General features: G+C 68.0%; 11 protein-coding genes. 7 read left to right on the top strand and 4 right to left on the bottom strand.

Going from position 1 to position 13,768, the window contains the following annotated elements:
• Nucleotides 1–171: 171 nt before the first annotated feature.
• The 3 genes from AB0B89_RS17305 to AB0B89_RS17295 are packed head-to-tail and all read left to right on the top strand — an operon-like array spanning nucleotide 172 to nucleotide 3,111.
• On the top strand, nucleotides 172–1,197 hold the full coding sequence (locus AB0B89_RS17305) for an iron chelate uptake ABC transporter family permease subunit (protein WP_358553396.1): 1,026 nt from the start codon (nucleotides 172–174) through the stop codon (nucleotides 1,195–1,197).
• 2 nt (nucleotides 1,198–1,199) lie between these two features.
• Nucleotides 1,200–2,285: an iron chelate uptake ABC transporter family permease subunit gene (locus AB0B89_RS17300; protein WP_358553394.1), complete on the top strand. Its 1,086-nt coding sequence runs from the start codon at nucleotides 1,200–1,202 to the stop codon at nucleotides 2,283–2,285.
• A 4-nt stretch (nucleotides 2,286–2,289) separates the two neighbouring features.
• Complete coding sequence (locus tag AB0B89_RS17295; RefSeq protein WP_358553392.1) at nucleotides 2,290–3,111, top strand: ABC transporter ATP-binding protein; 822 nt, start codon at nucleotides 2,290–2,292, stop codon at nucleotides 3,109–3,111.
• A gap of 56 nt (nucleotides 3,112–3,167) precedes the next feature.
• On the opposite strand, the gene AB0B89_RS17290 is transcribed toward AB0B89_RS17295, so the two are convergent.
• The gene (locus tag AB0B89_RS17290) at nucleotides 3,168–4,115 is read right to left on the bottom strand and encodes a methionyl-tRNA formyltransferase (RefSeq protein WP_358553390.1); all 948 of its coding nucleotides are present in this window, start codon (nucleotides 4,113–4,115) and stop codon (nucleotides 3,168–3,170) included.
• An 84-nt stretch (nucleotides 4,116–4,199) separates the two neighbouring features.
• Between AB0B89_RS17290 and AB0B89_RS17285 the strand changes: the two genes are divergently transcribed.
• Nucleotides 4,200–5,555: a SidA/IucD/PvdA family monooxygenase gene (locus AB0B89_RS17285; RefSeq protein ID WP_358553388.1), complete on the top strand. Its 1,356-nt coding sequence runs from the start codon at nucleotides 4,200–4,202 to the stop codon at nucleotides 5,553–5,555.
• Between the two features lie 23 nt (nucleotides 5,556–5,578).
• Nucleotides 5,579–7,411 carry an SIP domain-containing protein gene (locus AB0B89_RS17280; RefSeq protein ID WP_358553386.1) on the top strand — a complete coding sequence of 611 codons (1,833 nt, stop codon included), beginning with the start codon at nucleotides 5,579–5,581 and terminating at the stop codon, nucleotides 7,409–7,411.
• A 1,294-nt stretch (nucleotides 7,412–8,705) separates the two neighbouring features.
• Here AB0B89_RS17280 and AB0B89_RS17275 read toward each other — a convergent pair.
• Nucleotides 8,706–10,121, bottom strand: a complete 1,416-nt coding sequence (locus AB0B89_RS17275; RefSeq protein ID WP_358553384.1) for an endo-1,4-beta-xylanase — start codon at nucleotides 10,119–10,121, stop codon at nucleotides 8,706–8,708.
• Nucleotides 10,122–10,998: 877 nt separating this feature from the next.
• Here AB0B89_RS17275 and AB0B89_RS17270 point away from each other — a divergent pair.
• Nucleotides 10,999–11,937: a hypothetical protein gene (locus tag AB0B89_RS17270; protein WP_358553382.1), complete on the top strand. Its 939-nt coding sequence runs from the start codon at nucleotides 10,999–11,001 to the stop codon at nucleotides 11,935–11,937.
• 51 nt (nucleotides 11,938–11,988) lie between these two features.
• Here the strand turns inward: AB0B89_RS17270 and AB0B89_RS17265 are convergent, their stop codons facing one another.
• Both AB0B89_RS17265 and AB0B89_RS17260 read right to left on the bottom strand, forming a co-directional pair.
• Complete coding sequence (locus AB0B89_RS17265) at nucleotides 11,989–12,648, bottom strand: YdcF family protein (protein ID WP_358553380.1); 660 nt, start codon at nucleotides 12,646–12,648, stop codon at nucleotides 11,989–11,991.
• A gap of 15 nt (nucleotides 12,649–12,663) precedes the next feature.
• Nucleotides 12,664–12,855, bottom strand: a complete 192-nt coding sequence (locus AB0B89_RS17260) for a UTRA domain-containing protein (RefSeq protein WP_358553378.1) — start codon at nucleotides 12,853–12,855, stop codon at nucleotides 12,664–12,666.
• A 275-nt stretch (nucleotides 12,856–13,130) separates the two neighbouring features.
• Between AB0B89_RS17260 and AB0B89_RS17255 the strand changes: the two genes are divergently transcribed.
• Nucleotides 13,131–13,487 (top strand): hypothetical protein, encoded by a 357-nt coding sequence (locus AB0B89_RS17255; protein WP_358553376.1) that lies wholly within the window; start codon nucleotides 13,131–13,133, stop codon nucleotides 13,485–13,487.
• The last annotated feature ends 281 nt before the right edge of the window (nucleotides 13,488–13,768 follow it).

Raw genomic sequence — 13,768 nt, 5'->3', positions numbered from 1 at the left:
CTCCCAAGCTCGACGAAACAGGCCCAAACGAGCCGTGATCGCACCACATACTAAGGTAAGCATTACCTAAGTTAGTAGGCGGGCGCCAGAGGAAGCCCCCCAATCCGGAGGGCTACAGTTAAGGCCAGCCTTACCTAAAAACGAAGGAAGTCGAAACGTGGAGACAGTTCGGTGACGCGTGGCGCGGGGCTCCGCCCCGCCGTTCTCCTGGCGCTGCTCGGCGCCGTCCTCGTCGCGCTCTGCATGCTGTCGATCGCGCTGGGCGCCCGCAGCCTCCCCCTCGACCAGGTCGTACAGGCACTCCTCGGGCACCCGCGCAGCCGGCTCGTCGACAACGTCGTCTGGTCGGTACGCGTCCCGCGCACCGCGCTGGGCCTCGCGGCGGGCGCGGCCCTCGGACTGTCCGGCGCGCTCATGCAGGCGCTGACGCGCAACCCGCTCGCCGACCCCGGCCTGCTCGGCGTCAGCGCCGGCGCGGCCTTCGCGATCGTCGTGTCGGTCGCGGTGCTCGGCCTGGGGTCGCTGTACGGGTACATCTGGTTCGCGTTCGCGGGCGCGCTCATCGCCAGCGTCCTCGTGTACCTGCTCGGAGGGCTCGGACGTTCGGGCCAGACCCCGGTCAAGCTCGCGCTCGCCGGAGTCGCCGTGAGCTCGCTGCTGTTCTCGCTCACCAACGCCATCGTCCTGACCGACCCGGACGCGCTGAACCGCTACCGCTTCTGGTCGGCCGGCTCTCTCGCCGACCAGGACGGCGACGCGGTGCTCCGGATCCTGCCGTTCATCGCCTTCGGCACGGTGCTGGCGCTGGCCTGCGCGCCCGCGCTCAACAGCCTGGCCCTCGGCGACGACGTGGCCGCCTCACTCGGGCGGCGGCTCGGGTTCGTAAGGTTCCAGGGCGCGCTCGCCATCACGCTGCTCACCGGCGCGGCCGTGGCAATCATCGGACCGGTCGTGTTCGTCGGGCTCGTGGTTCCGCACGTCGCCCGGATCCTCGCCCAGCACGCGGGGATCGGCCCCGACCACCGCTGGCTGCTGCCGCTGTCCGCGGTGCTCGCGCCCTGCCTCGTGCTCACCGCCGACATCATCGGACGGGTCGCCGCGCGGCCCACCGAGATCCAGGCCGGGATCCTCATCGCCTTCATCGGCGGCCCGTTCTTCATCGCCCTGGTCCGCCGGCGCCGGCTCGCGGAAGTGTGAGCATGGTCCCTCCAGCCCCCACCCCCTCCGGCGGCACGGCCCTCGTCTCGTCCCGCCGTACGTTCCGGCTGGCCGCGCCGCCCGTCTCCGGGGTCCTGCGTCCGCGGCTGGTCGTCGTCTGCGTGGCGCTCGCCGTCGTCACCTTCCTCGTCTTCTGCTGGGGCGTCTCGATCGGCGACTACCCGATCGGCCTGACCTCGGTCATGAAGGCCCTCGCCGGTTACGGGGACCCCGGGACGCTGCTGGTCGTCCGTGAGCTGCGGCTGCCGCGCGCCCTGGTCGGGCTGCTGGCCGGCGTCGCCTTCGGCGTCTCCGGCTCGATCTTCCAGACCATGACCCGCAACCCGCTGGCCAGCCCTGACATGATCGGCATCACCCAGGGCGCCGGCACCGCCGTCGTCGCGAGCATCGTGCTGGGCTGGGACGGCGGCCTCGGCCCGCAGGCGCTGGGCCTGCTCGGCGCGCTGGTCACCGGCCTGCTCGTCTACCTCCTGGCGTGGAGCCGCGGCGCCACCGGCTACCGCATCATCCTGGTCGGCATCGGAGTGTCCTGGATCTGCACCAGCGCCACCGACTACCTGGTGGCCAAGGGCGGGCGGTTCCAGGCGCAGGCCGCGCTCGGCTGGCTGGTGGGCAACCTCAACGGCCGCGACTGGAACCAGGTGATCCCGCTCGCGCTCGCCATGGCGGTGATGGTGCCGGTCGCGCTCACGCTGGGCCGCCTGACCCGCACGCTCCAGCTCGGCGACGACGTCGCCGCCGGCCTCGGCACCCCCGTGCAACGGGTGCGGTTCACGCTGCTGCTCACGGGGGTCGGGCTGGTCGCCTTCGGCACGGCGGCGGCCGGGCCGCTCGCCTTCGTGGCGCTGGCCGCGCCGCAGATCGCGCAGCGGCTCGGCCGCACCGCCTGGCCTCCCCCGGTCACCTCCGGGCTGACCGGGGGGCTGGTCGTCCTCTCCTCCGACCTCGTCGCACGCGAGCTGATCCCCAGCACGGAGCTGCCGGTCGGAATCATCACCGGCGTGCTGGGCGCGCCGATCCTGCTCTGGCTGCTCATCCGCGCCAACCGCGCGGGCTCAGGAGGCTGAACGCATGACCCCCCACCCGGAACTGCGGGCGAGCGGCCTGCACCTGGCGTACGACAACCGGCTGGTCGTGGAGGACCTCGACCTGGTGGTCCCGCCGGGCCGCGTCACCGCCATCGTCGGCGCCAACGCCTGCGGCAAGTCCACGCTGCTGCGGGCCCTCGCCCGGTTGCTCGCGCCGCGCCAGGGTGCCGTCCAGCTCGACGGCCGCGCGCTGCACTCCATCCCGACCAGGGAACTGGCCCAGCGCCTCGGCATCCTGCCGCAGTCTCCGGTCGCGCCGGAGGGGCTGACCGTCATCGACCTGGTCAACCGCGGCCGATCCCCTCACCAGACCTGGTGGCGGCAGTGGTCGAAGGCCGACGAGCAGGCCGTCCACGGCGCGCTGGCCGCCACCGGCATGACCGAGCTCGCCGACCGCGCGGTCGACGAGCTGTCCGGCGGCCAGCGCCAGCGCGCCTGGATCGCCATGGCCGTCGCCCAGGGCACCCCGGTGCTCCTGCTGGACGAGCCGACGACCTACCTGGACCTGGCGCACCAGATCGACGTCCTGGACCTCATCACCGACCTCAACCGGCGCGAGGACCGTACGATCGTGATGGTCCTGCACGACCTCAACCAAGCGTGCCGATACGCCGACCACGTCATCGCCATGAAGTCGGGCCGCGTCGTCGCCGAGGGGGCCCCGGCCGACGTCATCACCGCGTCGACCGTGCGGGACATCTTCGACCTGCGCTGCCAGGTCACGACGGACCCGGTCAGCGGCACACCCTTGATCATCCCGATGAGCCGCCACCACGACCCCTCACACGTGAAGGCGGCTCGCTGAAGGACCGGTTCAGGGCTGGGCGGTGCGGTTTCTCAGGGCCGTACGGTGAGGTTCTTTCAGGGCTGGGCGGTGAGGTAGCCGCCCATGGTGCGGAAGTAGTCGGTCGCCGCGTGCTCGGTGCCGTCCTCGGTGCGCACCCGCGTGAGCACCAGCCCGCGCCGGTGCCCGCCGCGGGCGTCGGTCCCGCTGACGATGACCACTCCATCCCCTTCACGGATGAAGACGCGCCCGGGGGTGCCGCCGTAGTGCGCCTGCGACACCGCCGCCGACACGATGCGGATCCGCTCGCCGCGGTGGTAGGTGAACGCGTTGGGATACGGGTCCGACTGGGCGCGCACCAGCCGCTCCAGGTCCTCCGCCGGCCAGTTCCAGTCGATGCGGCTGTCCTCGATGGAGCGCTTGTGGAAGAAGCTGGCCTTGGTGCGGTCCTGCGCGACCCACTTCGCCTGACCGGAGGCGATGAGGTCGAGCGCGTCGCGCACGATCGGCCCGATCAGGTCGACCGTCTTGTGGAACAGGTCGGTCGCGGTGTCGCGCGGCCCGACCGGCACGGCGCGTTGCAGCACGATGTCGCCCGCGTCCAGCTCGGCGTTCATGCGGTGGGCGGTGACGCCGACCTCCTGCTCCCCGTTTATCAGGGCCCAGATCAGCGGCGAGAAGCCCGCGTACGACGGCAGCAGCGAGTCGTGCACGTTCAGCGTGCCGTGCGGCGGGAGGTCGAAGACCTCAGGCGGCAGCCACGTACGCCAGTTGTTGGCGACGATGATGTCCGGCGCCGCGTCCCGGAGCGCGAGGAGCAGGTCGCGGTCGTCGGGACGGTTGCGCAGGAGCACCGGGACGTCGTGCTTCGCGGCGAGTTCCGCGACCGAGTCGTCCCAGATCTTCTCGTACGCGTGGTCGCTCTTGGGATGGGTGACGACGAGCGCCACCTCGTGGCCGGACTCCAGCAGGGCTTGCAACGTGCGGTGGCCCCACGTCTGGTAGCCGAACATGACGATCCGCATGAACGATCCTCTCCTCAAGCGCAATCTTGCAAGGTAAGGCTAACCTTATCTAACATGGCTCTGGCATAGGGAGGCGATGCCGCGGTGGACACACTGCTGAGTGGGCCGGATGTCATCCACGACATCCTGGGGATCGGTTTCGGGCCGTCCAATCTGGCGCTGGCCATAGCCGTCGATGAGCACAACGCAGGAGTCCCCGCCGGGGAAAGGCTCGATGCCGCGTTCCTCGAAAAGCAGCCGCACTTCGGCTGGCACCGGGGCATGCTCATCGACGACGCGACGATGCAGGTCTCCTTCCTGAAGGACCTGGTCACCATGCGCGATCCGTCGAGTGACTTCAGCTTCCTGTGTTACCTGCAGGAACGCGGCAGGCTGGTCGACTTTCTCAACCAGAAGACGCTGTTCCCGTTAAGGGTCGAGTTCCACGACTACTTCGAGTGGGCGGCCGCGCGGGTGCGGCATTTGGTCTCCTACTCCTCCGAGGTGCTGGCCGTCGAGCCGGTGATGTCCGACGACGGCGAGATCCGGTGGTTCGACGTGGTGAGCCGCGACCCGGACGACCCCGCCCGCACGGTCGTACGCCGGGCCCGCAATGTCTCCGTGGCCACCGGCCTGGAGCCCCACCTGCCGCCGGGCACGGTCCTCTCCGACCGGGTGTGGCACAACAGCGAGCTGGTCCTGCGCGTCGCCGAACTGGCCGACTCCGGCACGCCCGTACGCCGCGCGCTCGTGCTCGGCGCCGGGCAGAGCGCCGCCGAGGCGGTCGACTACCTGCACCGCACCTTCGCCGACGCCGAGGTATGCGCGGTCTTCGCCAAGTACGGGTACACCCCGGCCGACGACAGCCCCTTCGCCAACCGCATCTTCGACCCCGAAGCGGTCGACATCTACTTCAACGCCCCACCCGGGGTGAAGCAATCGCTGTACGACTACCACCGCAGCACCAACTACTCGGTGGTCGACATGGACCTCATCCAGTCCTTGTACGCCACGACGTACCGGGAGAAGGTCCACGGCCGGGAGCGCCTGCGCATGCTCAACGTCTCCCGCATCCGGGACGTCCAGGCCGTGGACGACCGCCTCGACGTCACCGTGGAGTTCCTGCCCACGGGTGAGCGGACGGTGCTCAGCGCGGACATCCTCGTCCACGCCACCGGGTACCGGCCCCAGGACCTCGGCACCCTCCTCGGCGAGGCGGCCAAGCTCTGCCTGCGCGACGACGAGGACGCCGTGCGTGTGGGCCGCGACCATCGCGTGGAGCTCGCGCCGCAGGTCAGCGCCGGCATCTACCTCCAGGGCGGCACCGAGCACACCCACGGCATGACCTCCACCCTGCTGTCGACCACCGCCGTCCGCGCCGGCGAGATCCGCGACTCCCTCCTCGCCCACCGCGCCCACCGCGCCCCCCTGGCGACGGCCCTCGCCGGCCGCCCCGCCTGACCTCCCGAACGAGAGACTCCCCCGTGACGCAGCGATACGCCGACGTTCACCCCGAAACCAGACCGGACCCGGCGCAGGCCTGCGACGAAGGCACGCGGGAGTCGGCGCGGGCCTACGACGAAGGCAGGCTGGACTCGGCGCGGGCCTACGACGAAGCCAGGCTGGACTCGGCGCGGGCCTACGACGAAGCCAGACTGGACTCGGCGCTGGACGCTCTCTTGCAGGCCGGCGGCTACCTCCACGAGGGCGGCAGGTTCGCCGACGTCGGATGCGGGTCGGGGGAGGTCGCCCTGGCCATGGCGGAGCGGGAGTTCACCGTGACGGCGAAGGACGCCTCGCCGTCGATGGTCGAGGCGACCAGGGAACTGTGCGCGGGCCATCCCGTCTCCGCCGAGGTGCAGGACCCGCGCGCGCTGAGGCTCCCCGAGGGACAGTACGAGGTGGTGCACTCGTCCTGGTTGCTCCACTCGCTCGGCGATGCCCGTGAGACCGTACGGACGATGGCGCGCGCCACGAGCCCGGATGGCCTCGTGGTCCTGCAGTGGAGTCACGGGCAGCCGCGATCGTCGGGGTTCGCGCTGCGTGACGTCGTGGAGTCCGTGATCGGGCGCCCGGCGTGGCGGGAGCGGCTCGCCTCGGTCCCGCTGAGCGTGTACCAGCACCCGCTGGACGAGGTGTGCGCCGTCCTCCGCGACGAAGGACTGGAGATCGTGTTGACGCGAGACGACCTCGCCGACGGGGACGAACCGGTCCCGCCCCGGGAAGCCCTGCCCCTGGGGATACTCGCCCCTCATGCCGACGCCCTCGGTGAGGACGGCGACCGATTCCTGGACGAAGCCCTCCAGGCCCTCATCGAGGCGGGCGCCCTGAACTTCCACGATGTCCGGGTAGCCGCCCACCGCCCCCTACCGGCCCCCACCACCTCCGCACAACCCTCACCACGAGCCGGCATCACGCCCGTACGGACCTCACCGCGAGCCGGTACCACGCCCGTTCAGCCCTCACCGCGAGCCGGTACCACGCCCGTACGGACCTCGCCGCGAGCCGGTGGCGCGCAAGTGGACCGGTCGCGGTCGTCGGTGCGGGCCTTCCCCCTCTGCGTCGGGATGCTGGAGGTCGTCTCCGCTGAGCAACTGTCCCCGCTGATGCGCCGGGTCGTCCTCCGCCTCGTGGACGCCGGCCCGCTGCCCGTCGAGGAGCCCGCCGAGACGCTCACGCTCATCTGGCCCGCCCCCGGCGCGGACAAGGTCGTGCTGCCCGAGTTGAAGCGCTGGCGCTTCCCCGAGACGGCCGGCAGGCAGCACGCGGTGAACCTCACCGTACGCCGCTACGACCGCGCGGCGGGGCTGGTGACCGTGGACTTCTTCCTGCACCTGGACGACGGACCGGCGTCTCGATGGGCGCTCGACGCGGCGCCGGGCGACCAGGTGGGCTTCGGGGGCACCCGCGTCCACTGGGTGACCGACCCGACCGCGGAGTGGACGCTGATGGTCGGTGACGAGACGGCGCTGCCTTCCATGGCCGCCATCGCCGAAACGCTTCCGGCCGGGCATCGTGCCATCGCGGTGGCGGAAGTACGCGACGCCGCCGAGCACATGGCGCTGGACGCGCCGCTTCCCGAAGTGCACTGGGTCCACCGCGGCGCGCGGGCACCGGGCGAGGGACGCGCGCTGGAGGAGGTGGTACGCGGTCTCGACCTTCCGGCCGGTCGCGGCCAGGTCTGGGCGGCCGGGGAGTCCCTCGTGATCCAGAGCCTGCGCCGGCACCTGCTGCGCGATCGCGGCCTCCGGCGCGACGAGGTCTGCGCCCTCGGCTACTGGAGCATCCCGAGAACCCGCCGCGACTCAGGCGCGTAGCCCACCCTCCTCCGGGTGAACCGCGCCGGGCCGAAACCCGGGAGCCGCCCTCCCTGCGGTGCTGGACCCCCTCGGGTGAACCGTGCCGGGCCGGAAGCTCGGCCGGCCCGGCACGGGTGGAGCGACGATCGCACCGGGCGTGCTGAGCCGCTACCGCGCCACTCGCGCCCGGGCTAGCCGATCAGCCGCGACCGTCCGCCACTGTGGCTAGATCACCTGGGTCCGCCGTGGTGGTGGCCATAGGGACCTTGATGACCATACGGACCCTGGTGCCCATACGGGCCGTGGCCGTAGGGGCCGTATGGGCCGTGGTGGCCGTACGGCCCGCGAGGGCCATGCGGACCGTAGGGGCCGTGCTGGCAATGGCGCCAGTGGCGCTGGTAGTGGCCGTTGTAGTAGCAAGGATGCCCCGCTTCGTTCAGGGCCCCGGATATAGCGGTGGGTTGGGGTTCGTGGGTCATCGTGCTTGCACTGGCGGGCTGGGCCGACATCGTCATGGAAACGATGAGGCTGGAAGCCGCCAATGTACCGGCGACGAGAGCACGCTTCAGCATGAAATATCACTCCATGTCTGATTATCGAGCCCGGCGTGCTGCCGGACTGGCGGAGCGCCGACCCGGTTTCCTGGTCGAATTCGTTTCGACGCCACACCTAAAGACGCTAGTTGAGAACAATCCGGAAGGCACCCCAGAGAGGTCAAAGCCTCGGTCCGGGATCATCAAGCCACCCATACCGCCCGGTGCAACTCACTGCGACTTATCGCCCGGCACCAAAGCGCGACACAACCCCCAACGCAACCCCGCGTTCGCGCCCTTCACCCCGAGACCACCGCAAATACGCCCGAACCAACACCCCATAGCTGTTGCCCCAGGCCACCCCGCCAAGCTCGGAAGCCTGCTTCACCACACCACCGAAACCTCACCGGCAATTCATAATGAAATTCATGCCGGATAATCGAAACCTCCCGCGAGAACAACCGTAAGACCGAGCACATGAAACAGCCTTTTCCACTGCCGCTGGGAACGCAAGGTCTGCGACGAATTCATCGCCTTCCCCCATCGTCGGCCGGCGCGACCCAACCCCGCGTCCCGAGCCTCGGCCGAACACTCTGCCAGCTCTATTGGGACGAATTCGGGCCGGGTGGTGTGTTCCCACCCGGCCCGAATCCCTACAGGGACTGACGCGGCCGACCCGCCGGCCGGGTAGTACCTCCTTCTCACGATCGCGGCCTTGGTGACGCTGAGGAGGTACTACCGGTCGGCGCGGACGCCGGCCCGACGCACCTGGCGACGGGTCAGGGGCTGGTGCAGGTGGCGGTGGGGGTGGCCGCGGTGCCGTTGGCCGTGAAGCCGAAGGTGGTGGACGAGTTCGCCGCGATGGAGCCGTTGTAGGAGGCGTTGCGCACCGTCACCGAGGAACCGGAGACGGTCTGCGTGCCGTTCCACAGGCTGCTGATGCTCTGCCCGCCGGGCCAGGTCCACTTCACGGTCCATCCGTTGACCGGCGAATTGCCCGCGTTGACCGTCACCGTCGACTGGAACCCACCCTGCCAGCTGTTGACCGTCGTGATCGTCGCCGAACACGCCCCCGTACCCGTAGTCGGTGTCGGCGTGGGCGTCGGGGTGACCGTCGGCGTGACCGTCGGGGTGGGGGTGGGCGAGGGGTTGGGACCGGCGGCGTTCAGGGCGTTGAGGACCGAGGTGTAGGCGGCCTTCTTGTTGCCGTTGCCGTCGAACAGCAGCGGGGTGTCACCCGAGCGCCAGGAGTCGCTGTCACGCACGCCCCACACCGTGATGCCGACGCACCGCGGCACCGCCAGGCAGTCGTTGGTCACGTTGGCGTAGGTCGTGGCCGAGGCGCCCTGGATGTCCAGCTCGGTGATGGCCACGTCGACGCCGAGAGCGGCGAAGCTCGACAGGGTGGTGCGGAAGTTGGCGTTGTACGCGCTGCCGCTGTTGAAGTGGCCCTGGAGGCCGACGCAGTCGATCGGCACGCCACGGGCCTTGAAGTCCTTGACCATGTTGTAGACGCCCTGCGTCTTGGCCCAGGTCCAGTTGTCGATGTTGTAGTCGTTGTAGCAGAGCTTGACCGAGGGGTCGGCCGCACGGGCGGTGCGGAAGGCCACCTCGATCCAGTCGTTGCCCGTGGCCTGCAGGTTCGACTGGCGCCGGCCGCCGTTGCTGTCGTCGAAGGCCTCGTTGACCACGTCCCAGTAGGCGAGCTTCCCCTTGTAGTGGGCCATCACGCCGTTGATGTGGTTGATCATCGCCTGGCGCAGCGCGCTGCCGGAAAGGGACTGCATCCAGCCCGGCTGCTGGGAGTGCCAGGCCAGGGTGTGCCCACGGACCTGCTTGCCGTTCTGGACGGCCCAGTTGTAGACCCGGTCGCCGTTGGTGAAGTTGAACTGGCCCTGTTGGGGCTCGGTGGCGTCGATCTTCATCTCGTTCTCGGGCGTCACCATGTTGAACTCGCGGTTCGCGATCGTGGTGTAAGCCGAGTCTCCGAGCTTGCTCGCGGAGATGGCGGTGCCGAAGTACCGGCCGCTCTGCGCGGCCGCCGCGCCCAACGTGCTCGCCGCGGCACCGGCGGGAACCGTCATCGCCAGCGCCGTGATCGTGCCGAGTACACCAAGGGCACCAGCGAGCAGCATCCGGCGGGGGCCGCTGCGTGGGGGCCGGGATCGATCCGGGGGGGTGGCGTTTGTGCTCATGCCTGAGCCTCCACAACTGAGTCACGGAACAGCGGGGAAACGCGGCGACGCCCTGCGGGATCGACGCCCCGACCCCATAACCAGGAACGCACACCACGAGGACGTCGCAGACGGAGCCCCCTGCCGCCACACCACCGGCCTGGCAGGGAGAAACCGCCTCGGGGACTCAGTGTGGAAACCTCCCCGAAATGTGTCAAGGCCATGATGAAAGTTTCGAGAGTTCCGCCTCGCGCACACGTTCTTTTATGCGCTTCGACATCTACCCCGGCCTGCGGAGACATTGCCGTGCTCGTGTTACAACGGGCCGAAACATCTCGATGAAAATTTCACCCAACGACCTCTACGGACCCACATCGCGATCGATCCCCGTGTTGGGCCCGGAAGACGCGTAACCAGGTGTCGAACTCCGTCGCGAGGCGACAAGATCGCGAGGACCCTACGACACGAAAAAGACCGGCTCACGAAGCATGTGAGCCGGTCTCAATCTGGTGCCCCCTGCAGGATTCGAACCTGCGCACCCGGCTCCGGAGGCCGTGTCACATCCATACCACATGTCTCCTTGAGCTGCGAGAATGCTTCGACTCGCCATCCGACTGACGCTCTGGTCCACAGTAGGTCCACGAAAGGCCGAAACCACGGTCTCTCCGCATCGTGTTAGCGCTCCAAGAGCATGACCCCGCCTCGCGCTCTCTCTGCATCTTCAAGGCGGCCCTCAGCGGGGCGCACGTGCCGCCGTCACGGCAGGCCGCCGCCTCCCACTGGTGCTCCCGACGGCCCGCCCGCTGCCGCTCCGCAGTGGGGTCAACGGCAAACGGGATGGGCGCAGCAAGGCACAATTGGCTCCACATACATGGCTTGGATGGGGGAAGATTCTCCTATGTCAGAGTCAGAAACCCCATCTCGCGCCGACCGCGACTACGTGGCTGTGTGGCAGCACCACGACTACCATGGCGAGCCCTCCGAAGTGGAGATGGACGAGGATGCGGCAGACGACGTACATCTCATTTTTGGCGACGCCGTAAGACTTATAATCTCCGACGGACTCGACGTCCTGAAAAGCCGAGAAGCTGTCTGGGCAATCATTTATCACCTCAACCGCACCATCAAGATAGCCGTTTGTCCCACTGACACCGACATGCGATGGAGTAAGCATCTCTGGGAGCTTATAGTACCAGAGGAGTCCCTTCCGACGCTCACGGAAAATCATACCCTCATAGAAATCTGCTTCGAAAAAGCGCGCTCGCGGATATTCCCCGATTGGATGGGTGTGCCTAAAATCGATGTGGACGGCGGCATAAAATTCAGCGTTCGTCCCGACCCGGTCGAATTACCGATGGACTGGCACGTAAAAATCCGACAGGCGCTTCAGGCTCGAGGGGGAAATCAGGGACGGGATGTTCGTCGTCCGCGCAAGCAAACCGAAAGCGGCTATAGCCCTTCCGAACCCATGTTCACGGAAGACACCTTCGTGTTCCGCAGCACCGGCGAGCTGGCAATCTATCGCGAACTGAAGCGCCGACAGAAGGAATATCGCCTCTACGAGACCATCGGGATCTTACCACTCCCCGGGATGAGAGTCAGTGGCCATTCCTTCGAGCCAGACATCTTGGTCACATACAGAGGACGGGTTATCGCAATCGAGATAGACGGAGTCTATCACAAAGGAAAGTGGACAGAAGATAAAACGCGAGAGGCGCTAATACGGAACGCCGGGATTCCCGTAGAGCGCATCGATGCGGCAGACTGCGACAGCCCTGAACAGGTGAAGGCGTTTGTCGATATGATTCTCAATCGCATCGTCGGCACCCAACCATAAACGCTCCGCCATGCGATGGTAGAGGGAATACGAGCTGACGCACATCCATCGTCAAACCAAACGACTTGTGAAAGCGGCGGCTACCAGTCGCCGGAAGGCGGCATCGACCTCATCCGGATACGACTGCTCGACGGCGAAGCCCTTCTTGGCGTACTCGGTGATCCGCTGGGTGTCGCCGACCAGCATGTTGATTACGCGGTCCACGTCTCCGATGCTCTGCACGTAGTCATCGAGCGAGAGTGGAAGCGACGCGCACGTGACGTCGACTTCGGGCCACAACTTCTTGCACGTCGCGTAGGCGCGTCGCTGCTGGTATGGCCGAGAGATGAGGACCGCTGACGCTACGGTGACCCCGTGCTGCTCTAGGAGGGCACGGGTGTATGTGAAGTTCTCTCCCGTGTTGGTCGCGTGAGGCTCGACCAGGATGGCGTCAGCGGGAACGCCGAGTTTGACGGCATGTTCCTTGTAATGGACGGCCTCGCCACGAGGAAATCTGCTGACCGTGGTGGGGGCGTTAGCACCAGTGAACACGATCAGCGGGAACATGCCCTGCTGGTAGAGATCTGAGGCACAAGTGGCCACCCCGAGGTCATGACTTCCGAGGCCAACGCCGACGTCCGAGGGGCGAACGACGTGGTGCATGTTGTGGTAGTCCCACAGGGTCTCGACGTCGGCCCGGAGGGCATCGGGTACAAGAGCAGTGGTGGCCATGTCCCTCCCCTCTCCTCAGTCGGGAATCTTGAACGTGTACGACCACGCGAAGCGGGACGCGGCGTGAACGCCCCGAGCGAATTCGACCAATCGACCCTCTCGCGTGAAGGTGCGCCGCCGAAGAATCATGACCGGCTCGCCGGCGGGCAACTGGAGCATTTCCGCTTCATCCGGCGTGGGCATTCGCGCGTGGATCGTCTCGGTCATGCTGTCCGGCCCAAGCCCTGAAGCGTCAGGACAGCGAACCCACCCCCACGGCCGGCGGGCCCAGGCGTGGGATCAGCGAGTGGGGTCCCCTGCACATCTTCGGGCCGGTAGTAGCTCGGGCGGGACGCGCAGGACGCCGACGAGCACGAGGGCGAGGGCGGCGAGCAGGGCGGCGGCGATTTTCGGCATGGCGAAGCACAACCTTCCGGCGAACCGCCGCCGCCGACACCACCGCCCGCCGCCGCCGAGGATTGAACACGGCGCTGGAATACGGCGTGGATCTCGGCGAACTCAAGGAGAACCCGCTCAAACGGATCGAACAGAAGAAGGTCGCCAAGGAAGCCGCCGTAGACAGGCGCGCCGTGGTCAACCCCGAGCAGGCCCGGGAACTGCTCACTGCCGTGTCCTACGTCGGAAGCTGGCACCGTGCCCGAGGCCGCCGCCTGGTGGCCTTCTACGCCACGCTGTACTTCGCGGGTGTTCGGCCAGCCGAGGCCGTAGGACTACGGCAAGACGACTGCCACCTCCCCGGGGAAGGGTGGGGCCTGCTCACCCTGGCCAAGACCCGCCCAAGCAGCGGAAAGCGGTGGACGGACACGGGCACGGTCCATGATCTGCGCGGCTTGAAGTAACGGGACACGAGCGCAGTCCGAGAGGTCCCCATCCCGCCTGAGCTGGTCACCATCCTTCGCGCCCACCTGGAGGAGTTCGGCACCGCCCCCGACGGGCGCCTGTTCCGCAACGAGCGCGGTGGTGTACTCGGCGCCTCCACCTACTCCCAAGCGTGGGAGGAGGCGCGGTGCCTGGCCTTCCCCTCAGTGTCGCCGGCCAGGCTTATGGGACCACCGAGGGTGGTTTTCTGCCACGAGCATGGGACCACCCGGTTGCCAGTGATGGGACCACCCCGCGTGTC

Source organism: Sphaerisporangium sp. NPDC049002 (genome assembly GCF_040649355.1).
Classification (GTDB): domain Bacteria; phylum Actinomycetota; class Actinomycetes; order Streptosporangiales; family Streptosporangiaceae; genus Sphaerisporangium.
This window is presented reverse-complemented; position numbering and strand designations above follow the sequence as displayed.

Excerpts from the sequence above, each read along its gene's own strand:
- AB0B89_RS17270 (WP_358553382.1), top strand. The coding sequence starts at position 10,999 with ATGTCAGAGTCAGAAACCCCATCTCGCGCCGACCGCGACTACGTGGCT.
- AB0B89_RS17260 (WP_358553378.1), bottom strand. The coding sequence starts at position 12,855 with ATGACCGAGACGATCCACGCGCGAATGCCCACGCCGGATGAAGCGGAA.
- AB0B89_RS17300 (WP_358553394.1), top strand. The coding sequence starts at position 1,200 with ATGGTCCCTCCAGCCCCCACCCCCTCCGGCGGCACGGCCCTCGTCTCG.
- AB0B89_RS17275 (WP_358553384.1), bottom strand. The coding sequence starts at position 10,121 with ATGAGCACAAACGCCACCCCCCCGGATCGATCCCGGCCCCCACGCAGC.
- AB0B89_RS17295 (WP_358553392.1), top strand. The coding sequence starts at position 2,290 with ATGACCCCCCACCCGGAACTGCGGGCGAGCGGCCTGCACCTGGCGTAC.
- AB0B89_RS17290 (WP_358553390.1), bottom strand. The coding sequence starts at position 4,115 with ATGCGGATCGTCATGTTCGGCTACCAGACGTGGGGCCACCGCACGTTG.
- AB0B89_RS17265 (WP_358553380.1), bottom strand. The coding sequence starts at position 12,648 with ATGGCCACCACTGCTCTTGTACCCGATGCCCTCCGGGCCGACGTCGAG.